Origin of the sequence: Streptomyces sp. NPDC013187, assembly GCF_042899705.1 — a bacterium.
Classification (GTDB): Bacteria; Actinomycetota; Actinomycetes; order Streptomycetales; family Streptomycetaceae; genus Streptomyces; species Streptomyces hawaiiensis_A.
The window spans coordinates 67,037-88,847 of record NZ_JBIBAF010000003.1; the positions used below are offsets into that span (position 1 = coordinate 67,037).

A 21,811-nucleotide genomic window follows, 5' to 3' on the forward strand; every position below is an offset into this window, starting at 1 on the left:
CAGGGGAGCGGGCCTTCAGCATGCACGGATCACTGACCGCCGTACGTCTTGCTCATGCTCTGGTAGAGCGCTTCGGCGTCGCGGCCCAGCTGCGGACCCGCCAGCCAGGTGTTGTCGGCCGGGCCGATCGAGGTGTTCGAGACCAGCACCGACTTGCCGTTCAGGACCCGGAACCAGCCGCCGCCGGACGAACCGCCGGTCATGTCGCAGCCGATGCGGTACATCGTCGGCAGGGACGGGCTGAGCGAGAACCGGCCGGGGACGTCGACGCACTTGAACATCTTCTCGCCGTTGTAGGGCGGCGCGGCCGGGTAGCCCCAGGCGCCCATCTTGGCGGCCTCGGCCGCGGACGGGGCGGAGAAGTCCACATCCAGCGCGGCGCCGACCGTCTCCTCCAGGGACTTGGCGCCCTGCTCCGGCTTCACGTGCAGGACGGCGTAGTCGTACGCGGCTCCGTCGCCGCCCGTCTCCGAACCGCCCTGGATCCACTGGTTGGAGGTCGAGGCCCAGTTCGCCCACCAGTTGCCGTACGGGGCGATCTCCCTCGGGTTCGCGTTGCTCAGCTCCGCCTCGGACTTGCCGAGGTCGTTATAGGCCGGGACGAACACGATGTTGCGGTACCAGCCGCCGTTGCCGCCGGCGTGCACGCAGTGGCCCGCCGTCCACACCAGGTTGGACTTGCCCGGGTGGTTGACATCCTTGACGACCGTGCCGGAGCAGACGGCCGGGCCGTCGGGGGAGTCGAAGAAGACCTTGCCGACCGGCGCCGCGTTGCGGTGGTACGGCGTCTTCTCGGCCTGCGCCCGGACCGGCGCCGGATCCGGATCGCTGACGCCCTGGCCGGCCGACGCGTCCTTCGTCGTGACCCTCTTGTCGGCCTCGTCGGCGGACTGCATCCGCTCCGGCTTCCAGAGGCCCTTGATCACCGGGTTGACGAAGTCCTTGGCGTCACTGAGCCACTTGTCCTTGTCCCAGTCCTTCCAGCCGCCGTTCTTCCAGCGGTCGACGTCGATCCCGTGCTCCTTGAGCTTGCCCGCGAGATCGGCCGGGATCTTGGCTCCGCCGCCGTTCTCGGAGGACTGGGAGCCGGTGGCGTCGGGCTTGTCACTCGCCGAACCCCCGGAACCGCCACAGGCGGTCGCGGTGAACGCCAGGGCCACGACGAGCCCGGCGGCGGCGAGGACGGTGCGCCGTCCGCGCCTCGGCGCGGGCGTAGATGTGGAACGCATGGTGCGATGACCCCCGTTGGTGCGTACTGAGTGGTGCTGGTCCTGCTCAGGTCAGGTGCCGCGTGCGCACGGCATGGGCGCGGCAACCGGTGCCTCCGCGCGACACCCCACTATGCCCGGGGAGTTGAGGGTGTACCGGGGTGAGCCGGTGAAGGTTTCCGAGAACCCCCGGGGGGGTGAGGTCGTGTGTCCGGGGGCTCAGGTGCGCCGGGCGCGCTCCGGGCGCTCGCCGCAGTCCGGAGCGCTCGGATTGCGGGCACGCCGCCGCTGTCGAGCGGAAGGATCGGCGTGCCGTGGCCACCGATCGGCGGCGAGGTTCAGTGGGCTGTCACCGACCGGTGGCGGGGTTCAGTGGGCTGTCACCGACCGGTGGCGGGGTTCAGTGGGCCGTCACCGACCGGCGGCGAGGTTCAGTGCGCCCGTCACCGACCGGCGAATTTCTTGCTGACCGAGTCGTACACGCCCTTGGCCACGTCACCCAGGCGCGGTCCGGCCAGCCAGCCCGACGTCACCGGGCCTATCGACGTGTTGGACACCAGCGCCGGCTTGCCGTCCCAACCGGTCGCGACCCAGCCGCCGCCGGACGAACCCCCGGTCATGGTGCAGCCGATGCGGTACATCGTCGGATCCGACGCGGTGATCGACAGCCGTCCGGGCCGGGACTCGCACTGGTACAGCTTCTGCCCGTCGTAGGGCTTCGCGGCCGGGTAGCCGATCGCCGTGACGCGCTTCACCCGCGGCACCGCTGGCGCCTTGAACTCGACCGGAAGCGCCGAACCGACCATTTCCTCCAGCGACTTGCCGCCGCTGCCCTTCTCCGGCGTGACATGGATGACCGCGAAGTCGTACGGCGCGCCGTCACCGCCCGTCGAACCGCCCTGCTCGATCCATTGGTCCGAGGTCTGCGCCCAGTCACCCCACCAGACACCGTAAGGAGCGACATCCTCGCGGGTGGCGTTCTCCAGCTCCGCCACCGGCTTGCCGTCGTCGTTGTACGACGGCACGAACGCGATGTTGCGGTACCAGCCGCCCTTCTTGCCCGCGTGCACGCAGTGACCGGCCGTCCACACCAGGTTGGACTTGCCCGGGTGCGCCGGGTCCTTCACCACGGTCGCCGAGCAGACGGCCGATCCCTCGGGGGAGTCGAAGAACACCTTGCCGGCCGTGGGGGCGTTGGCGTGGTACGACGGCGGCACGGCCTGCGCCTCGACCGGACCGGGCGTCGCGTCGGTCACACCTTGGTCCTCGGCGATCTCGCTCTCGTCGATGCCCTGGTCGGGCTCCTCGGCCTCCCGCATACGGTCCGGGTTCCAGAGCCCCTCGATGATGGGATTGACGTACTCGTTCGCCTCGCGCAGCCAGTCGTCCCGGTCCCAGTTCTTCCAGGCGCCGTTCTTCCACTTGTCGATGTCGATCCCGTGCTCGCGGAGCCGGTCCCTGATGTCCGCCGGGATCTTGAGCTTGCCGTCGTCGGAGGCGGTGGCGGACGCGGAGGCCTGACCGTCCGCCGTCGCATCGCCCGACTCGCAGGCGGTGGCGGTCAGGGCGAGCGCCGAGGCGAGGGCCACGGCTGCCAGGACGGGGGAGTTCCTGCGGCGCGCCCTCCCGCCTCGGACGGTATGGGACGACGGCCGTGTGGATCGCATGATCTGACTCCCCCTGGTACGGAACGAACACGGACGAACCGGCGCTTCGGTCCCGATTCCCGCTGCCTCGCGGGAGGTTCGGGGCGACCTCGCGGTGTCCTGGAACGGCATCACACACTATGCGGTGGCTGTGGGGGCGACCCGACGGATCCGCAACAGTTCCGTCACGGAAAGGATCTTGAGGCAACCCGTAACCCGGTGAGTGGTCCGGGGTTGGTAGCGGTGGGGGGCCTGCTGTCGTGCGCGGTCCTCTGTGCCCGTGCGCAGTGGGAGGTCAGGGAAGTCGTGGCGGAATCCACCCGTGGGTGTTGTGCGTCGGAGGAGGCCGCTGAGGGGCGGACGCACGCGGCGTCTCTCCTCGGAGGAGCGTTGGAAGACACCGCCCTTGCCCCTCGCTCCGCGCACGAGGGAATCCTGCGCCGCCAAGCCGCACGCGAATCCGCCGCCCGGACCTACGCCCGTGCCCTGCCGATCGTTCCGGTGCGGGCCCGGGGACTCACCATCGAGGGCGCGGACGGGCGCCGCTACCTGGACTGCCTCTCCGGCGCCGGCACCCTGGCGCTCGGCCACAACCACCCGGTCGTCCTGGAGTCCCTCCGCAGGGTGCTCGACTCCGGCGCACCTCTGAACGCCTTCGACCTGGCGACGCCCGTCAAGGACGCCTTCCTCACCGAACTGTTCCGCACTCTGCCACCGGGCCTCGCGGATCGGGCGCACGTGCGGTTCTGCGGGCCGGCCGGCAGCGAAGCCGTCGAGACCGCCTACGCGCTCGTCCGCGCGGCGACCGGCCGGAGCGGTCTCTTGGCGTTCACCGGCGCCGGTGGCGGAAGTACCGCCAGAGCCCTCCACGCCACCTCCGCCGAGGCCCACGACGCGCGGATCGACCGACTGCCTCACCCGCAGGACTACCGTTGGCCATTCGGTGTCGGGGACGAGCGCGGGGCCGACATCTGCGCCCGCTGGACCGAGTCTCTCGACGACCCCGCATCCGGGGTGCCACTGCCCGCAGGAGTGATCGTCGAGCCCGTGGACGGTGAGGGCGGGGTGGTTCCCGTTCCCGACATCTGGCTGCGGCGCATGCGACAGCTCACCGCTGACCGGTCCGTCCCACTGATCGCCGACGAGATCCGGACCGGCGTGGGCCGGACCGGTGCCTTCTGGGCGGTTGAGCACAGCGGCGTGACTCCCGATGTGATGGTCCTCTCCGACGCCATCGGCGGCAGCCTGCCGCTGGCCGTCGTGGTCTACCGCGACGGCCTCGATGCAGGAGAACCCGCCACCCCCGCGGAATCCTTCCCCGGCAACCAACTCGCCATGGCCGCCGGCACGGCGACCCTCGCCCACGTCCGCGAGAACGCCCTCGCCGAGCGCGCGGCGACTCTCGGGGCGCGCATGCTGAACCAACTCCAGCAGCTCGTCTCCGATTTCACCTGCGTCGGTGATGTGCGGGGGAGAGGGCTCATGATCGGCGTTGAGCTGGTGGACCCGGAGGGGGAAGGGGGGTCCGGCTCTGGCGGTGCCACAGGGGCCGCGGAGCGCGGCATGGAGGCGTCGGTGAGGCCGGGCAACGGGGACCGCCCCCTCCCCGCCGCTCCCGAACTGGCTGCCGCGGTCCAGCGGGAGTGCCTCCGACGCGGCCTCATCGTCGGCCTCGGCGGCCTGCGCGCAAGCGTCGTCCAGCTGTTGCCGCCCCTGACCATCACCGATGAACAAGCGGCCGCCGTACTGGACCGCTTGGCCGACGCGGTCCGGGCGGCGGCTCGGTGCCGTGGTGGCGGCACGGCAGCCGCACCGTGAACACGGTGAAGCGTCACGGCGGGCGTGGGGGTCCGCGCGGCATGCCTGCACGCCAGGAGTGCCCCACCGGTCGCCGGGCGGGCACGCGCCATGAGCCAGGACTCCCGCGGGCCATGAGCCCTGGACGCCGCGCGCCATGAGTACCGCCAGGCCCTCGCACGCCGTGCGCCGTGAGTCCTGTGGGCGACAAGCCCGGCACCCCGCAGGCCATGATCCAGCACGCCCGCACGTCGCTCGACCTTGCTCCACGTCTGCCGGGCCGAGTGAGGCTCCTCGTCCCGCAGCCCCCATCCGCCTGATCCCGGAACCACCCCATGAGGTACTTGCCGTGAACTCCCCCTCCCGCCCCGACGACCACGCCCCCACTTCGGGACAAGGCTCCGCCGACGCCTGGCCGTCGGCGACGTCGCCGAGCCCGCGGGTCCCTCACCAGCGGCCGGCGGCGAAGCCCGCCCAGGAGCCGAACGCAAGCCATGACGGTGATCCACTGGAGCATCCCGACCCACACACCGTCGCCCAGGCCGCCGCCGTGGAGAACCTGCTCCGCTGCTGGGCGCGCGAGACCGACGCGCCCGCCCCGGCCGACGGCGTCCTGCACATCCCCCTTCCCGCCAGTGGTACGAGCCTCCTCGCACCGGTGCGCTATTGGTCCCCGACGGGCTGGCACCGCTTCGGCCCTCCTCGTCTCGCCGACACTCCCGAGACCGCCCCGCCCGCTGACGCCGTCACGATCGCCGCCCTGCTCACCAGGGAGACGTCCACATGCTTCTCCGGCATCAGCGGCGCCCACGCCCCCTCCGTCCCCACGCGCACCCCGAGCTCCGCCCCCTTCGGTTCCGTCGACGGCGTCGGGCTCGTCGCAGGTGTGGCCGACTCCCTCCGGCGTGCCACCGACTTCATCACCGGCCGCCGGGAACGCCCGGCCGACGGCCCCGACCTCTTCCTGTCCGCGGAACAGGCACTCGTCCTCGGACACCCGCTGCACCCCACACCGAAGAGCCGCGAAGGACTCACGGAGGCCGAAGCGCCGCTGTACTCACCCGAGTTGCGGGGCTCCTTCCCCTTGCACTGGATGGCTGTCGCTCCCTCCGTCCTCGCCACGGACTCCTCCTGGACCGAACGCGGCCGCGCGGTGGCCGCACCCCTCCTCACCGCTCGGCTCGCCGGAACCGGAGCGCGGCTGCCGGAGGGATACGCCCTCCTGCCGCTGCACCCCTGGCAGGCACACGAGACCCGGCGCCGTCCGCAGACCGCTGCCCTGCTGGACGCCGGACTGCTCCGTGACCTCGGCGCCCACGGCCCGGACTGGCACCCCACCTCCTCCGTACGAACCGTCTACCGAAGCCACGCACCCGCGATGCTCAAGCTCTCGCTGGGTCTGCGCATCACCAACTCCCGCCGTGAGAACCTCCGCAAGGAACTGCACCGCGGCGTCGAAATCCACCGCCTGCTCCGCAGCGGCCTCGGGCAGCAGTGGCACGCCGTGTACCCGGGCTTCGACATCGTCCGGGACCCGGCCTGGCTCGCCGTCGACACCTCCGACGGCGATCCGGTGCCCGGACTGGACGTGGTGATCCGCCACAATCCGTTCAGCCCCTCCGACGACGTCTCCTGCGTCGCCGGCCTCCTCTCGCCGCGCCCGTGCACCCCGACCGTGCCGGAGGGGGCTCCGGGGCGTCCCGGCCAGCACGGTCCGGCCCTGCGGTCCCGCCTGGCCATGGTGGTCACGCGTCTCGCCCGCCGCACCGGCCGGCCCCGCAGAGCCGTCGCAGCCGAGTGGTTCCTGCGCTACCTGGCCCACGTCGTCCGTCCCGTCCTCTGGCTGGACGGCGAGGCCGGCATCGCACTGGAAGCGCACCAGCAGAACACCCTGCTCCTGCTGGACGCCGACGGCTGGCCCACGGGCGGCCGCTACCGCGACAACCAGGGCTACTACTTCCGCGAATCCCGGCGCCAGGACCTGGACGACCGGTTGCCCGGTATCGGAGAGCGCAGCGACACGTTCGTCTGCGACCAGGTGACCGATGAGCGGCTCGTGTACTACCTGGTGATCAACAACGTGCTCGGCCTGATCGGCGCATTCGGCTCCCAAGGGATCGCCGACGAGCGGCTGCTGCTTGCCGCCTTCCGGCGCTTCCTCGAGCACCTCGCCTCCGGCCCGGCCCGGCTGCGCACCACACTGCCCGCCCTGCTGCTCGATTCACCCGTCCTGCGCTGCAAGGCCAACCTGCTGACCCGGCTGCACGGCCTCGACGAACTCGTCGGCCCGGTCGACACCCAGTCCGTCTACGTCACCATCGCCAACCCCCTGCACTGCTGACCGCTCCGATCGACCCTGACGACCGCTGACCCACCCCCTCCACCCCTGAGGACATGCCCCCTTCCTGAGAGGAGCGTCCGGTGCCTCCCGCCGACCTGATCGCCGAGACCGTCGCGCCCGCCGGTCTCGATGCCGTCCCGCGCCGTGACGACCTCCTCGACCGCGTTGCCGCATGGGGCCCGGCAGACACGCCCGCAGGCCGGTTCCATCTCGTCCCGGCGTGCATCGAACGCGACCTGGCGCTCGTCAGCCGCTGGATGAACGACCCCGCCACCGCGGAGTTCTGGGAGCTGGCCGGACCGCAGGAGGTGACGCGGGACCACCTACGCCCCCAGCTGGCAGGTGATGGGCGCAGCGTGCCGTGTCTCGGTCTGCTGGACGGAGCACCCATGAGCTACTGGGAGATCTACCGGGCGGATCTGGACCCGCTGGCCCGGCATTACCCCGCCCAGCCTCATGACACGGGGATCCACCTCCTGCTCGGCGGAGTGGCCGACCGGGGGCGCGGCCTGGGCGGTCTGCTGCTCCGGGCCGTGGCCGATCTCGTTCTCACCCAGCGACCCTCCTGCGCACGTGTCATCGCGGAACCCGACATTCGCAACACCCCCTCCATCGCCGCTTTCCTGACCGCCGGCTTCCGGTTCTCCGCCGAAGTCGACCTGACCGCCAAGCGAGCCGCTCTCATGGTCCGAGACCGGCCTCTACGGCACCTCTTGTAGCGCTGTGTCACCACTCCGTCACTCATTGAACGCGGCCCTGGCCGTGGCAGTTCCCGCCCGCCGCGCAAATTTCTCGAGCGCCCGTGCCGCGACCTCGCCGTCCCAGCCGGCCGACCCCGATCACCGCCCACCACCCGAGGAGCCCGCGGTCTTGATCCCGTCCCCCACACCCGCCTTGATCGCCCGTTTGTCAGTGCAGGGTCGTAGGGTGGTCGCGCTATGACGAAGCCCTCACTCCCCGAACTCCTGCATGCCGCCGTCACTGCCGTCGGTGGTACGGAGCGCCCCGGTCAGGTGGCCATGGCCGAAGCCGTCGAGGAAGCGATCGACGACGGCTCCCACCTGTTGGTCCAGGCCGGCACCGGCACCGGCAAGTCGCTGGGCTACCTGGTGCCCGCGCTCGCGCACGGGGAGCGTGTGGTCGTCGCGACCGCCACCCTCGCCCTGCAACGCCAGCTGGTGGAGCGCGACCTGCCGAGAACGGTCGAGTCGCTGCACCCCCTGCTGCGCCGTCGCCCGGAATTCGCGATGCTCAAGGGCCGGTCGAACTATTTGTGTCTGCACCGGCTGCACGAGGGTGTCCCGCAGGACGAGGAGGAGGGCCTCTTCGACCAGTTCGAGGCCGCCGCGCCCACCAGCAAGCTGGGCCAGGACCTGCTGAGAGTGCGCGACTGGGCCGACGAGACCGAGACCGGCGACCGTGACGACCTCACGCCCGGCATCTCGGACCGGGCCTGGGCCCAGGTGTCGGTGTCGTCCAGGGAGTGTCTGGGGGCCTCGAAGTGCGCGTACGGCGCCGAGTGCTTCGCCGAGACGGCCCGTGAGCGGGCGAAGCTCGCCGAGGTCGTCGTCACCAATCACGCGCTGCTCGCGATCGACGCCATCGAGGGCGCCCCGGTCCTCCCGCAGCACGAGGTGCTGATCGTCGACGAAGCGCACGAACTGGTCTCCCGGGTCACCGGAGTCGCCACCGGCGAGCTCACCCCCGGCCAGGTCAACCGCGCGGTGCGCCGTGCCGCGAAACTCGTCAACGAGAAGGCCGCCGACCAGCTCCAGACCGCCGCCGAGGGTTTCGAGCGGCTGATGGAGCTGGCACTGCCGGGCCGTCTGGAGGAGATTCCCGAGGACCTCGGGTACGCGCTCATGGCGCTGCGCGATGCGTGCCGCACGGTCATCTCCGCGATCGGCACGACCCGCGACAAGTCCGTCCAGGACGAGGACGCCGTCCGCAAGCAGGCCCTGGCCTCCGTGGAGAACGTGCACGACGTGGCGGAGCGCATCACGAACGGCTCCGAGTGGGACGTGGTCTGGTACGAGCGACACGACCGTTTCGGTGCCTCCCTGCGCGTCGCCCCCATGTCCGTCTCCGGGCTGCTGCGCGAGAAGCTCTTCGCGGACCGCTCCGTGGTCCTGACGTCCGCGACGCTGAAGCTGGGCGGCGACTTCAACGGTGTCGGCGCATCCCTGGGCCTCGCCCCCGAGGGCACCGAGGGCGATGACGTCCCGAAGTGGAAGGGCATCGACGTCGGCTCGCCCTTCGACTACCGCAAGCAAGGCATCCTGTACGTCGCCAAACACCTGGCGCGTCCCGCGCGGGACGGTGACCGAGCGGACATGCTCGACGAACTGACGGAGCTGATCCAGGCGGCAGGCGGCCGCACCCTCGGTCTGTTCTCCTCCATGAGAGGCGCCCAGCTGGCCGCCGAGGAGCTGCGCTCCAGGATCCCCGAGTTCCCGATCCTGCTCCAGGGCGAGGAGACACTCGGCGAGCTCATCAAGAACTTCGCGGCCGACCCGAAGACCTGCCTCTTCGGCACGCTGTCGCTCTGGCAGGGCGTGGACGTCCCGGGGTCCAGTTGCCAGCTGGTCGTCATGGACAAGATTCCGTTCCCGCGCCCGGACGATCCTCTGATGAGTGCCCGCCAGAAGGCCGTGGAGGACGCCGGAGGCAACGGCTTCATGGCGGTCGCCGCCACCCACGCCGCGCTCCTCATGGCCCAAGGCGCCGGCCGGCTCGTACGGGCATCGGGGGATCGGGGCGTGGTCGCCGTCCTCGACCAGCGTCTGGCGACGGCCCGGTACGGGAGCTACCTCAAGGCCTCGCTGCCCGACTTCTGGTTCACGACGGACCGGAACCAGGTGCGGAAGTCGCTCGCGGCGATCGACGCTGCGGCCCAGCAGGCGGAAGAAAAGTGAGTCGGGGGTCGGCCGTCGGCCGACCCCCGCGTGCACGAGCGCCGGGCCCTGGGGTTCGGCAACCGCCCCGGACAGCGCAGGGCCCCGGAACCGGCGCAGAGGTCCCGGGGCCCGGTCAAGGGGGTGGGCCCGCTGGGCCCGCCCGACGCGGTGCGCGCTGTCAGACGCGGCGCAGCACAGCCACCACCTTGCCGAGGATGGTCGCATCGTCGCCGGGGATCGGCTCGTAGGACGCGTTGTGCGGCAGGAGCCAGACATGGCCGTCCTCGCGCTTGAAGCGCTTGACGGTGGCTTCGCCGTCGAGCATCGCGGCCACGATGTCGCCGTTCTCGGCGACCGGCTGACGGCGCACCGTGACCCAGTCGCCGTCGCAGATCGCGGCCTCGATCATCGAGTCCCCGACGACCTTGAGGACGAACAGCTCACCATCGCCGACAAGCTGGCGGGGGAGAGGGAAGACGTCCTCGACGGACTCCTCGGCGAGGATCGGGCCACCGGCGGCGATCCGGCCGACCAGCGGCACGTAGGACGCGGCGGGCTTGCCCGCGGTGTCCGTGGGCTGCACCGAGGCGGCCTGGTCGGAGCCGCGCACCTCGTAGGCCCGCGGGCGGTGCGGGTCGCGGCGCAGGAAGCCCTTGCGCTCCAGCGCCATCAGCTGGTGTGCGACGGAGGAGGTGCTGGAAAGGCCGACGGCCTGACCGATCTCCCGCATCGACGGCGGGTAGCCCCGACGCTGGACGGAGTCCCTGATGACCTCGATCACCCTGCGCTGGCGGTCGGTGAGGCCCGAGCTGTCCGCCCGGATGCCGGGAGGTCGGCCCGGCAGGGAGCGCTTGTGCCCCTCAGGGTTCGTGGCTTCGTTCATCGCATGCACCGGCTCCAGTCGGCCCTGGGAGCGGTCCTGGGCAGCGATGGCGGCACTGTCTGCGGTGGTGGTCACGTCGGCCCCTCTCGATGGTCTCCCTGCTGGACAACGGTAGTTGCTTTCGAAAGGTTGCGCCAAACACACGTTCGAGTGAAAAAACGCGAATCGCCGGACGCGATTGTGTGTCCGGGTGTATTGGCGACCGCGCCACCTGGCGGGCAAAAGGGCCCATTGCTGTACTCTTCACCGCCGGGGTGATCGCCTCGTGGACTGCGCCCCAGTCTGCCATCCGGCATTCCCTCACCCGGGGACCAGCCCTCATCTGTGCGGGAGTCCCACGTCCCCTCCTCGCGGCGCCCACGGTATCTCCGCATGTGCCGCGGCGATACGGCCGTGCAGGAACGGATGCGGCCGCGCCCCGGACGGTGCCGTCGGCGGGGGCGCGTGCGAGGTGAACGGGCCCGTGCGGCAGGGGGCGTCGCACCTCACCAGCGCCTATGCGCGCGACACGCTAGATGACCGTGGATGTATGAGCCAATCCCCACATCTAGTGGTTGGATTGCATCAGCAGCCCAGAAGTTGTGGTCCCCCGGGTCTCGAGGCTCATGGTCATCGCCTATGCTTGGGGCTGCTTCGTGGGGCGCAAGATGCCCCGCGAGGCTATTGAGTCTGCTGTGAGGAGGGTTGGGAGTTCATGCACTGCCCCTTCTGCAGGCACCCCGACAGCCGTGTCGTGGACAGTCGTACGACCGACGACGGCACATCGATCCGCAGGCGCCGCCAGTGCCCTGACTGCTCCCGTCGTTTCACGACCGTGGAGACGTGCTCGCTCATGGTGGTGAAGCGGTCCGGAGTCACCGAGCCCTTCAGCCGTACGAAGATCATCAATGGTGTGCGCAAGGCGTGTCAGGGGCGGCCTGTCACCGAGGACGCGCTCGCCCAGCTCGGCCAGCGGGTCGAGGAGGCGGTGCGAGCCACCGGAAGCGCCGAGCTGACCACCCACGACGTGGGGCTGGCCATACTCGGCCCGTTGCAGGAACTCGATCTCGTCGCCTACCTGCGGTTCGCCTCCGTCTACCGGGCGTTCGACTCGCTCGACGACTTCGAGGCGGCCATCACGGAACTGAGGGCACAGACGGGACCCTCCGAGACGGACGACCCGGACCGCGAGGCCGCGGCTGCGGGGAGCCGGGAAGACGAACGCGGGCCCGGAGGGACCAAGCAGGTCCCCGAGCCCGCAGGCGCCGCCGACTGACCGGCGGGCCGGACCCGGAAGGCAGCTCCGGGCCCGGCCGGGCGGCGGCGTGAGAAGACCTGTTGCGGGCGTGTGAGTGGGAGCCCGCGACACCAGACAGAACATCGTGCACCGGGAACAACGGGGCACTTCAGGGCGTTTTCGCCCGTACAGGGAGGCGGCATGACAGAGACGGCGAGCGGTCCGGCACGGAGTTCCCGCGCCAAGAGCGCCAAGGCGAGCAAGGGCCTGCGTGTCGAGCGCATCCACACCACCCCTGGGGTCCACCCCTATGACGAGGTGGCCTGGGAGAGCCGTGACGTCGTCATGACCAACTGGCGCGACGGCTCGGTCAACTTCGAGCAGCGCGGCGTGGAGTTCCCCGACTTCTGGTCGGTGAACGCGGTCAACATCGTCACCAGCAAGTACTTCCGCGGTGCCGTGGGCACCCCGCAGCGCGAGACCAGCCTGAAGCAGCTGATCGACCGCATCGTGAAGACGTACCGGAAGGCCGGGGAGGACCACAAGTACTTCGCCTCGCCCGCCGACGCCGAGATCTTCGAGCACGAGCTGGCCTACGCCCTCCTGCACCAGGTCTTCAGCTTCAACAGCCCTGTCTGGTTCAACGTCGGCACCAAGCAGCCCCAGCAGGTCTCCGCCTGCTTCATCCTGTCCGTCGACGACTCCATGGAGTCGATCCTCGACTGGTACAAGGAAGAGGGCATGATCTTCAAGGGGGGCTCCGGCGCCGGCCTGAACCTCTCCCGGATCCGCTCCTCCAAGGAGCTGCTGTCCTCGGGCGGCAACGCCTCCGGCCCGGTTTCCTTCATGCGTGGCGCCGACGCCTCCGCAGGAACCATCAAGTCCGGTGGCGCCACCCGCCGCGCCGCCAAGATGGTCGTCCTCGATGTGGACCACCCGGACATCGAGGACTTCATCGAGACCAAGGTCAAGGAAGAAGAGAAGATCCGCGTTCTGCGTGACGCGGGCTACGACATGGACCTGGGCGGCGACGACATCACGTCCGTCCAGTACCAGAACGCCAACAACTCGGTCCGTGTCAACGACGAGTTCATGAAGGCGGTCGACCAGGGCGGCCAGTTCGGGCTGCGCGGCCGGATGACCGGGGAGGTCATCGAGGAGGTCGACGCCAAGGCGCTCTTCCGCAAGATCGCCGAGGCGGCTTGGGCCTGTGCCGACCCCGGCATCCAGTACGACGACACCATCAACACCTGGCACACCTGCCCCGAGTCCGGCCGGATCACCGCGTCGAACCCGTGCAGCGAGTACATGCACCTGGACAACACGTCCTGCAACCTGGCCTCGCTGAACCTGATGAAGTTCCTCAAGGACGACGGCAAGGGCAACCAGTCCTTCGAGGCCGAGCGCTTCCAGAAGGTCGTCGAGCTGGTCATCACCGCGATGGACATCTCGATCTGCTTCGCGGACTTCCCGACGCAGAAGATCGGCGAGAACACGCGCGCGTTCCGCCAGCTCGGCATCGGTTACGCCAACCTCGGCGCCCTGCTGATGGCCACCGGTCACGCCTACGACTCCGACGGCGGCCGCGCCCTCGCCGGCGCCATCACCTCCCTGATGACGGGCACGGCGTACCGGCGCTCCGCCGAACTCGCCTCGGTCGTCGGCCCGTACGACGGGTACGCCCGCAACGCCGACGCCCACAACCGCGTCATGAAGCAGCACTCGGACGCCAACGACAAGGCCGTCCGCATGGACGACCTGGACACCCCGGTGTGGGCCGCCGCCAGCGAGGCCTGGGGCGACGTCCTGCGCCTCGGCGAGAAGAACGGTTTCCGTAACTCGCAGGCGTCCGTGCTCGCCCCGACCGGCACCATCGGCCTGGCGATGTCCTGCGACACCACCGGTGTCGAGCCCGACCTCGCCCTGGTCAAGTTCAAGAAGCTGGTCGGCGGCGGCTCGATGCAGATCGTCAACGGCACCGTCCCGCAGGCCCTGCGCCGCCTGGGCTACCTCGAAGAGCAGATCGAGGCGATCGTCGCCCACATCGCCGACCACGGCAACGTGATCGACGCCCCCGGTCTCAAGCCCGAGCACTACGAGGTGTTCGACTGCGCCATGGGCGAGCGCGCCATCTCGCCGATGGGTCACGTCCGCATGATGGCCGCGATCCAGCCGTGGATCTCCGGCGCCATCTCCAAGACGGTCAACATGCCGGAGTCGGCGACCGTCGAGGAGGTCGAGGAGATCTACTTCGAGGCCTGGAAGCTCGGCGTCAAGGCGCTCGCGATCTACCGCGACAACTGCAAGGTCGGCCAGCCGCTCTCCGCCAAGACCAAGGAGAAGGAGAAGGCGGAGATCACCGAGAAGGCCGAGGACACGATCCGCACCGCGGTCGAGAAGGTCGTCGAGTACCGCCCGGTCCGCAAGCGCCTGCCGAAGGGACGTCCCGGCATCACCACGTCCTTCACCGTCGGCGGTGCCGAGGGCTACATGACCGCCAACTCCTACCCGGACGACGGTCTCGGTGAGGTCTTCCTCAAGATGTCCAAGCAGGGCTCGACCCTCGCGGGCATGATGGACGCCTTCTCCATCGCGGTCTCCGTCGGCCTCCAGTACGGCGTGCCGCTGGAGACGTACGTCTCGAAGTTCACCAACATGCGCTTCGAGCCGGCCGGTATGACGGACGACCCGGACGTGCGGATGGCGCAGTCGATCGTCGACTACATCTTCCGCCGCCTGGCGCTGGACTTCCTGCCCTTCGAGACGCGCTCCGCGCTCGGCATCCACTCCGCCGAGGAGCGTCAGCGTCACCTCGAGACCGGTTCGTACGAGCCGAGCGAGGACGAGGTCGACGTCGAGGGCCTGGCCCAGTCGGCACCGCGCGCCCAGGAGCTGAAGGCCGTTTCCGCTCCGAAGGCCGAGGAAGCGGTCAAGCCCGCCCCGCAGCAGGCCCACACCAGCGCCGAACTGGTGGAGATGCAGCTGGGCATCCAGGCCGACGCCCCGCTGTGCTTCTCCTGCGGTACGAAGATGCAGCGTGCCGGTTCCTGCTACATCTGCGAGGGCTGCGGCTCGACCAGCGGCTGCAGCTGACGCCGAGCACCTGAGCCGATGACGGAGGGGCACCGCCTGTGGGCGGTGCCCCTCCCGTCGTAGGTGCCTCGTCGACGGCGACGTCAGGGACGGTGTGCCGAGCCCATCGTCCCGGTGAAATCCACGGGGTCGCCCTCGAATCCGCGGAGGCCGGCGCGGAAGTCCCACGGTCCCGAGCCGTCCCGGGCGAACTCCGCGACGGTCGCCGCGGTCGCACCCAGGACACCGCCGAAGTCATCCTCCGCGAGGACGGTGTACCCCTCGCGGATACGCAGTCCGGGGTTGCGCACACTGACGAAAGTGCGTTCCGCCGGGCGCTGCTGGATGACGACACCGACGACCACGCGCGCGTACCGGACGTCGAGCCGGTCCAGTTCCAGTGTCATGACTTCGTCGTAGCCGAAGCCCTGGCCGTCCTTGCTGTCCCGGTTGAGAGTGATGGTGCCGTCCGGGGAGCGGCTGTCGAAATGCACGACGTATGCGGGATCGCCGTGTGGAGCGTCCGCCAGGTAGGTCGCGGCGACCAGGTCAAGGTCGGTGGAGGGCTGCCCCGCCGGGCTGGGATCCCACCGCACCGCGATCTCGACCTTGCGAAGCCCCTTGTTGAGCCCGTCCACCAGAGTCCCCTTCCCCGTACCGACCCGTCCGCCGGCCCAACTGCCGGGCGCGCATGACTGTTTGTCCATCCTGCCACGCGCGCGGGTACGTGCGAGGAGGAGCGGTCCAGCCGAGAGTGACCGACGCCACGCTCCGTGGCCTTACCATGGCGCGGTGCTGGTCAAGTGGATTCGCTGCACCGTGGTGGACCGCCGCGGTTTCGAGCGGGGGCAGCGGAAGTGGGCGGGGCTTCTGGGGGAGCCGGGGTTTCGCGGGCAGGGGGGTGGCTGGAGCCGGAGGCGGCCGGACGTCGCGCACATCTTCGCGTTCTGGGAGAGCCGCGCCTTCTACGACTCCTTCATGGCACGGTCCCACGACCGGCTCGCATCGTCCCAGGCGGGCACGTTCAAGGACGCCCAGGTCAGACTCTTCGACTACCGCTTCGACGTGAAGACCGGCTTCGAACCGCGGTTCACGGACGCCGACCTGCTCCGGGTGGCGCTCTGCCGGATCCACGAGGCGCGGGCCGAGCACTTCGTGCTCATGCAGGAGAAGGTCTGGAACCCGGCGATGGCCGGCTCGCCCGGCATGGTGCGAGGGCTGTTCGGCGAGGCACCCGGGAACGAGTTCATGGTGCTGTCGATGTGGCGCTCGGCCGCCGAGCACGGCAAGTACCGCACGGAACGCGTGGAGCGGCTCGCCCTGAGGGCCCAGACGGAGGCGGACGTGGCGGCGCTCACCGGGGACGTCGTGGACATGGAGTCGAGCTGGACGGTCTGATTTCGGGCGGTGCGTGACCGGGCGGCGTCGTTCTGGTCGGACACACGTGCGACCGGAGTGATCTGTGGTGCAGGAATCGTGTGACCTACGCTGTATGGGTGCGGTGTGAGTGCTCCACGGACCCTCACCCGATCTAGGGTCTTGGCATGGCACGACCACGGCGCATCGTCCTTGTCCGGCACGGCGAGTCAACGGGCAATGTTGATGACTCCGTCTACGAGCGTGAACCCGACCACGCCCTGGCACTGACCGGGCGCGGCCGACGGCAGGCGGAGGCGACGGGCGGGCAGCTGCGCGAGCTCTTCGGCGACGAGCGCGTCAGCGTCTACGTCTCCCCGTACCGCCGTACGCACGAGACGTTGCGGGCGTTCCACCTGGACCCCGGTCTCATACGGGTGCGCGAGGAACCCAGGTTGCGCGAGCAGGACTGGGGCAACTGGCAGGACCGGGACGAGGTCCGCCTTCAGAAGGCTTACCGGGACGCGTACGGCCACTTCTTCTACCGTTTCGCCCAGGGCGAGTCCGGCGCCGATGTCTACGACCGGGTCGGGGGCTTCCTGGAGAGCCTCTTCCGCAGCTTCGAGGACCCGGACCACCCGCCGAACGTCCTCATCGTCACGCACGGCCTGGCCATGCGGCTGTTCTGCATGCGGTGGTTCCACTGGACCGTCGCGGAGTTCGAGTCGCTGTCGAACCCGGGGAACGGCGAGGTGCGAATGCTCGTTCTGGGGGACGACGGCAAGTACACGCTCGACCGGCCCTTCGATCGCTGGCGAGACCCCGAGCCGTACGAGACCACCGGATAGAGTGGCAGGGCGATGACCGCTGATTCCTCCCCCGACGCGCGCCTGGACCGCGCCTTGGCCTGCCTGCGCGGACTGTCCGTCGGGGACGCTCTGGGTTCCCAGTACTTCGTGCCGGTGAACTACCCGCTGCTGAAGCGCCGCGAGGTGCCGTCCGGGACGTGGCAGTGGACGGACGACACGGAGATGGCCGGCTCGGTCGTCGCCGTCCTGGCCGCCCACCACCGCATCGACCAGGACGCCCTGGCCCTCTCCTTCGCCGAGCACCACGACTTCGACCGAGGGTACGGCCCCGCCGTCAATCGCCTCTTGCGCCTCGTCCGGGAGGGCGGCGACTGGCGTGAACTGGCTGCCGCGCTCTTCAAGGGACAGGGGTCGTGGGGCAACGGCGCGGCGATGCGGATCGCCCCGCTGGGCGCCTGGTACGCCGGCGATCCTGAGCAGGCGACGCATCAGGCGGAGATCTCGGCCTACACCACCCATCAGCACCGCGAGGCGGTCGTCGGGGCCATGGCAGTCGCCGCGGCGGCCGCGTTCGCCGCCGCCCCCGACGGACCGCCCGGCGCCGAAGCACTCCTCGACGGGGTCATCGATCTGGTGCCGAAGAGCGCCGTGGGTGCGGGACTGCGCCGGGCCCGGGACATGCTCGACTACGACGACCCTGGCACGGTCGCGGCGGTGCTGGGCTGCGGGCGGCGTACGACCGCCCACGACACCGTGCCCTTCGCCCTCTGGTCGGCCGCGAGAAGCCTCGGCGACTACGAGCGGGCGTTCTGGACGACTGCCCAGGTGGGTGGGGACGTCGACACCACATGCGCCATCGTCGGCGGCGTGGTCGCCTCCGGGAAGGCGGGGACGCCGCCGGCCGACTGGGTCGAGCGGACGGAGCCGCTTCCGGACTGGGTGCCCCTCTCGGCCTGAGGGCCAGGACTCCCGGCATCGGAAACTCTCCGTGCATATCGGGAACTCTCCGTAATCATCCGCCCGTTGTTCCGGTATCCGCAGTGTGGGCCGTCGAGGCGCACATCCGCCGGACATCCGGGTGAGCGCTGAGGGGGGGCGTGATGGAGTTCTTGTTCGCGGTTCTGATCCGTTGGTGGGGCGCTGTAGCGCCTCGTGTGGGAGACATGCGGGTGGCCGCGCCGCCGGCCTCGCCCTCCGTTCCCCGCATGCGGCTCGGGCATCCGCAGCTGATGATGAACCGGCTCGACGGCCGTCGGCGAGTCTGTGTCGTGCCCGCCGACGGGCCGCCTGAGCCGGTTCGTGACGCCCCTGAATCAGCCGAGCCCCGGTCCGGCAGAGCCGGAGAGTGCCTCCAGGTCGCTCTTGCGGACCCGGATCACCAGCCAGGCCGTGATCAGAGCGAGGACGGCCATCGCAGCGGCCGGGATGAAGGCCGTCGAGATGCCCTGCGCCAGCACCTCGTGCCCCCACGGTGCGGGCAGTTGCTGCGTCCTGGCGAACTCCGCCTTCTGTTCCGCGGATCCGTCGGCCATGAATTTCGGAAGTTGCTTCTCCGCCTCGTCCTTGGTCGCCGTGCCGAAGACCGTCGTCAAGATGGAAAGGCCCAGCGATCCACCCACTTGTTGCGTCGTGTTGAGCAGCCCGGACGCCGCACCCGCCTCGTGCGGGGCGACGCCGGAGACCGCGGTGAGCGTCAGCGTCACGAAGTTCAGCCCCATGCCGAAGCCGAACACGAGCATCGGGCCCAGGACTCCGCCGGCGTACGAGCTGTCGGAGCTGATGAGCGCCTGCCAGGCCAGTCCGGTCATCGCGAGTGCCGAGCCCACCAGCATGAAGGGCTTGGGACCCAGCACCGGCAGGAACCGCTGCGACAGGCCCGCGCCGAGTGCGATCACGACCGTCACGGGCAGGAATGCGAGCCCTGCCTCGATCGGGCTGTACCCGAGTACGTTCTGCACGAACAGGACGATGTAGAAGAACATGCCGAACATCGCCGCCGCCAGGCTCAGCATGATCACGTACGTGCCCGAGCGGTTGCGGTCGGCGAACATCCGCAGCGGGGTGATCGGCTCCTTGGCCCGGGACTCGATGATCGCGAAGGCCAGCAGCAGCACCACGGCGGCAGCGAAGGACCCGATGGTGAGGCTGTCCCGCCAACCCTCGTCCGCAGAGCGGATGAAACCGTAGACGAGCAACGCCATGCCCGCGGTCGAGGTCACCGCGCCCGCGATGTCGAAGCGGCCGGTGTGCCGTTCGGACTCGCTGATGTACAGCGGAGTGAGCACGGCTATCAGCACGCCGATCGGCACGTTCACAAAGAGCACCCAGCGCCAGTCGAGCCACTCGGTGAGCATGCCGCCCGCGAGCAGACCGATGGCACCCCCACCGGCGGAGACGGCGGCGAAGACACCGAAAGCCCGGTTGCGCTCCGGGCCCTCGGGGAACGTGGTGGTGATGAGCGCCAGCGAGGTGGGCGAGGCGATCGCGCCGCCCACTCCCTGCAAAACCCGGGCGGCCAGCAACTGCCAGGGCTCCTGGGCCAGCCCGCCGAGCAGCGAGGCGAAGGTGAACAGCAGGATGCCGGTCATGAAGACCCGGCGCCGTCCGAGGATGTCACCGGCGCGGCCGCCGAGGAGCAGCAGGCCGCCGAAGGTGAGTGTGTAGGAGCTGACGACCCAGGTGAGGTCGGTGGTGCTGAACTCGAGCGCGTCTTGAATGTGCGGGAGTGCGATGTTCACAATCGTCGCGTCGAGTACCACCATGAGCTGGCAGGCCGCGATGACGGTGAGCGCGATACCGGGGCGTCCCTCCCGGCGTGCCGCGCCTGGCTTGTGATCTTGGAGCGATGGAGAGGTGGTCACTATGGGTCCCCCACGAGTGCTTTAGTGAACGCTGGCGTTCACTGCCGTGCCAACGGTAGTGAGTCCCCGACAGTGAACGCAAGCGTTCACTTACGACGCCGTCGTTCGGCACGTCCCCCATGTGTGGCCGTCCGGCGCGTCCCCCATCCCCGAAATGCCCGCTTCCTCTGCTCGTTGGAGAGAGTCAGATGGTTACCCCCAGCTGGGCGGATGCTCCCGCTCGGACGGCCGCTCGCCGCCGAGGCGCGGTGCTCGAACGCGCCATCCTCGAAGCCGCCCTGGATCAGCTCAGCACCGTCGGCTGGAACGGCCTGACGATGGAGGGCGTCGCCGCCGGTGCGCAGACCGGCAAGGCCGCGGTCTACCGGCGTTGGCCGTCCAAGGAGGATCTTGTCGCCGACGCCTTGCGTGCCGGGCTGCCGCAGTTCGATGCGGTTCCGGACGAAGGGGGAGTGCGCGATGACCTTTTGGCGCTGTGTCTGCGAGCCCGTGACGCGATGTTCTCCCGTCCGGGTTCCGCGCTTCGCTCGGTGATTCACGAGTGCGACACAGCGCAGGCCGAACGCTTCCATGCCGTGATCTTCGAGGGGGTTGTGGAGCCCACCATGGAGATGTTGCGCGAGGTAGTCGCTCGAGGCGTCAAGCGAGGTGAGGTGCGACCCGAGGCTGTGAACGGTTATGTCTTCGACGCCATGCCGGCAATGATGATGTACCGCTCCAAGATGTGCGGATGTGAATGGCAGGACCGCGAAGTCGAGGAGATGATCGACCAGTTGATGGTTCCGCTGTTGCGTCCGCATGGTTCTTGACGTCCCGGCCGAAGGGCTGTCACCCCCGCGGGACGCTGCGACACAGTCGCGTACAGCGGGGCGCCGTGCTCGCGTCGAACGGCGCGCCCTGCTCGTGGCGAACGGCGCCCGACGGGGGCTCGCGAAGGTGGCGAACCCGCTGCGGCGGACCGGGGTGTCGCGGACGCTCAAGGGCGGCGTAATCTAGGTGCGCCATGCCGTACGAACCGCCTACTCACACCGTCGAGCGCTCCCTTCGAGCCACGACCGGAGCGAAGATCGTTGCAGGTGTCGACGAGGTGGGGCGCGGCGCGTGGGCCGGTCCCGTCACCGTCTGCGCGGCGATCACCGGACTGCGCCGTCCGCCCGAGGGGCTTACGGACTCCAAGCTGCTCACCATCAAACGACGCACCGCCCTCGCCGAGGAACTGCGGGCCTGGGTGACGTCGTACGCGCTGGGGCACGCCTCCCCGGAGGAGATAGACGCTCTGGGGATGACGGCCGCGCTGCGGCTCGCGGCGGGGCGTGCGCTGGACGCACTGCCGGTCCGTCCCGACGCGGTCATCCTCGACGGCAAGCACGACTACCTCGGTACCCCCTGGCGGGTCCGTACGGTGATCAAGGGTGACCAGTCCTGCGTGGCGGTCGCAGCGGCCTCGGTGATCGCCAAGGTCCAGCGCGACAAAATGATGGCCGAACTGGGTATCGACCATGCAGACTTCGGTTTTGCGGACAACGCCGGGTATCCATCCCCCGTGCACAAGGCCGCACTGGCGGAGCGGGGCCCCACCCCGTACCACCGCTTGTCGTGGGCGTATCTTGATGCGTTGCCCCAGTGGCGGCACCTCAAGAAGGTCCGCAGTTGGGCGGACGGAAGCGTTCCGGAGATCGAGGGTCAGCTCGGCTTCGATTTCTGACGGTTCCGTTCGCGCACATG

The 21,811-nt window shown here is 69.7% G+C and carries 16 protein-coding genes; 11 read left to right on the plus strand and 5 right to left on the minus strand.

Annotated features, from left to right (window positions below; translation table 11 throughout):
- Nucleotides 1-29: 29 nt before the first annotated feature.
- Nucleotides 30-1,229, minus strand: coding sequence for a trypsin-like serine peptidase (locus tag ACFY5B_RS06365; RefSeq protein WP_389965306.1), 1,200 nt, complete (start codon nucleotides 1,227-1,229; stop codon nucleotides 30-32).
- A 422-nt stretch (nucleotides 1,230-1,651) separates the two neighbouring features.
- Nucleotides 1,652-2,875, minus strand: coding sequence for a trypsin-like serine peptidase (locus ACFY5B_RS06370; RefSeq protein WP_389965309.1), 1,224 nt, complete (start codon nucleotides 2,873-2,875; stop codon nucleotides 1,652-1,654).
- Between the two features lie 369 nt (nucleotides 2,876-3,244).
- Between ACFY5B_RS06370 and ACFY5B_RS06375 the strand changes: the two genes are divergently transcribed.
- From ACFY5B_RS06375 to ACFY5B_RS06390, 4 genes are all read left to right on the plus strand, one after another.
- Entirely contained in the window at nucleotides 3,245-4,672 is a 1,428-nt protein-coding gene (locus ACFY5B_RS06375) for an aminotransferase class III-fold pyridoxal phosphate-dependent enzyme (RefSeq protein WP_389965312.1), read from the plus strand.
- Between the two features lie 328 nt (nucleotides 4,673-5,000).
- The gene (locus tag ACFY5B_RS06380) at nucleotides 5,001-6,992 is read left to right on the plus strand and encodes an IucA/IucC family protein (RefSeq protein WP_389965315.1); all 1,992 of its coding nucleotides are present in this window, start codon (nucleotides 5,001-5,003) and stop codon (nucleotides 6,990-6,992) included.
- A gap of 98 nt (nucleotides 6,993-7,090) precedes the next feature.
- A complete protein-coding gene (locus ACFY5B_RS06385; RefSeq protein WP_389966438.1) occupies nucleotides 7,091-7,711 on the plus strand; it encodes a GNAT family N-acetyltransferase in 621 nt (206 codons plus the stop codon).
- Between the two features lie 219 nt (nucleotides 7,712-7,930).
- A complete protein-coding gene (locus ACFY5B_RS06390) occupies nucleotides 7,931-9,907 on the plus strand; it encodes an ATP-dependent DNA helicase (protein ID WP_389965317.1) in 1,977 nt (658 codons plus the stop codon).
- A gap of 160 nt (nucleotides 9,908-10,067) precedes the next feature.
- On the opposite strand, the gene lexA is transcribed toward ACFY5B_RS06390, so the two are convergent.
- Nucleotides 10,068-10,847, minus strand: a complete 780-nt coding sequence (gene lexA, locus ACFY5B_RS06395; RefSeq protein ID WP_053671024.1) for a transcriptional repressor LexA — start codon at nucleotides 10,845-10,847, stop codon at nucleotides 10,068-10,070.
- Nucleotides 10,848-11,466: 619 nt separating this feature from the next.
- Here lexA and nrdR point away from each other — a divergent pair.
- Nucleotides 11,467-12,027: a transcriptional regulator NrdR gene (gene nrdR, locus ACFY5B_RS06400; protein ID WP_389965321.1), complete on the plus strand. Its 561-nt coding sequence runs from the start codon at nucleotides 11,467-11,469 to the stop codon at nucleotides 12,025-12,027.
- 162 nt (nucleotides 12,028-12,189) lie between these two features.
- Entirely contained in the window at nucleotides 12,190-15,081 is a 2,892-nt protein-coding gene (locus ACFY5B_RS06405; protein ID WP_389965323.1) for a vitamin B12-dependent ribonucleotide reductase, read from the plus strand.
- A gap of 83 nt (nucleotides 15,082-15,164) precedes the next feature.
- On the opposite strand, the gene ACFY5B_RS06410 is transcribed toward ACFY5B_RS06405, so the two are convergent.
- Nucleotides 15,165-15,698, minus strand: a complete 534-nt coding sequence (locus ACFY5B_RS06410) for a TerD family protein (protein WP_361881083.1) — start codon at nucleotides 15,696-15,698, stop codon at nucleotides 15,165-15,167.
- A gap of 154 nt (nucleotides 15,699-15,852) precedes the next feature.
- Here ACFY5B_RS06410 and ACFY5B_RS06415 point away from each other — a divergent pair, with 154 nt between their 5' ends.
- From ACFY5B_RS06415 to ACFY5B_RS06425, 3 genes are all read left to right on the plus strand, one after another.
- Nucleotides 15,853-16,458, plus strand: a complete 606-nt coding sequence (locus ACFY5B_RS06415; RefSeq protein WP_389965326.1) for a YdbC family protein — start codon at nucleotides 15,853-15,855, stop codon at nucleotides 16,456-16,458.
- A 146-nt stretch (nucleotides 16,459-16,604) separates the two neighbouring features.
- On the plus strand, nucleotides 16,605-17,264 hold the full coding sequence (locus tag ACFY5B_RS06420; protein ID WP_389965329.1) for a histidine phosphatase family protein: 660 nt from the start codon (nucleotides 16,605-16,607) through the stop codon (nucleotides 17,262-17,264).
- Nucleotides 17,265-17,276: 12 nt separating this feature from the next.
- Nucleotides 17,277-18,182: an ADP-ribosylglycohydrolase family protein gene (locus ACFY5B_RS06425; protein WP_389965332.1), complete on the plus strand. Its 906-nt coding sequence runs from the start codon at nucleotides 17,277-17,279 to the stop codon at nucleotides 18,180-18,182.
- A gap of 356 nt (nucleotides 18,183-18,538) precedes the next feature.
- Here the strand turns inward: ACFY5B_RS06425 and ACFY5B_RS06430 are convergent, their stop codons facing one another.
- The gene (locus ACFY5B_RS06430) at nucleotides 18,539-20,086 is read right to left on the minus strand and encodes an MFS transporter (RefSeq protein ID WP_389965335.1); all 1,548 of its coding nucleotides are present in this window, start codon (nucleotides 20,084-20,086) and stop codon (nucleotides 18,539-18,541) included.
- 188 nt (nucleotides 20,087-20,274) lie between these two features.
- On the opposite strand from ACFY5B_RS06430, the gene ACFY5B_RS06435 reads away from it, so the two are divergent.
- Together ACFY5B_RS06435 and ACFY5B_RS06440 are read left to right on the plus strand one after the other, a co-directional pair.
- The gene (locus ACFY5B_RS06435) at nucleotides 20,275-20,895 is read left to right on the plus strand and encodes a TetR/AcrR family transcriptional regulator (protein WP_389965338.1); all 621 of its coding nucleotides are present in this window, start codon (nucleotides 20,275-20,277) and stop codon (nucleotides 20,893-20,895) included.
- A 194-nt stretch (nucleotides 20,896-21,089) separates the two neighbouring features.
- A complete protein-coding gene (locus ACFY5B_RS06440) occupies nucleotides 21,090-21,791 on the plus strand; it encodes a ribonuclease HII (RefSeq protein ID WP_389965341.1) in 702 nt (233 codons plus the stop codon).
- The last annotated feature ends 20 nt before the right edge of the window (nucleotides 21,792-21,811 follow it).

Coding starts and splice junctions, on each gene's coding strand:
- ACFY5B_RS06365 (WP_389965306.1), bottom strand. CDS start 1,229: ATGCGTTCCACATCTACGCCCGCGCCGAGGCGCGGACGGCGCACCGTC.
- nrdR (WP_389965321.1), top strand. CDS start 11,467: ATGCACTGCCCCTTCTGCAGGCACCCCGACAGCCGTGTCGTGGACAGT.
- ACFY5B_RS06390 (WP_389965317.1), top strand. CDS start 7,931: ATGACGAAGCCCTCACTCCCCGAACTCCTGCATGCCGCCGTCACTGCC.
- ACFY5B_RS06440 (WP_389965341.1), top strand. CDS start 21,090: ATGCCGTACGAACCGCCTACTCACACCGTCGAGCGCTCCCTTCGAGCC.
- ACFY5B_RS06370 (WP_389965309.1), bottom strand. CDS start 2,875: ATGCGATCCACACGGCCGTCGTCCCATACCGTCCGAGGCGGGAGGGCG.
- ACFY5B_RS06405 (WP_389965323.1), top strand. CDS start 12,190: ATGACAGAGACGGCGAGCGGTCCGGCACGGAGTTCCCGCGCCAAGAGC.
- ACFY5B_RS06435 (WP_389965338.1), top strand. CDS start 20,275: ATGGTTACCCCCAGCTGGGCGGATGCTCCCGCTCGGACGGCCGCTCGC.
- ACFY5B_RS06425 (WP_389965332.1), top strand. CDS start 17,277: ATGACCGCTGATTCCTCCCCCGACGCGCGCCTGGACCGCGCCTTGGCC.
- ACFY5B_RS06420 (WP_389965329.1), top strand. CDS start 16,605: ATGGCACGACCACGGCGCATCGTCCTTGTCCGGCACGGCGAGTCAACG.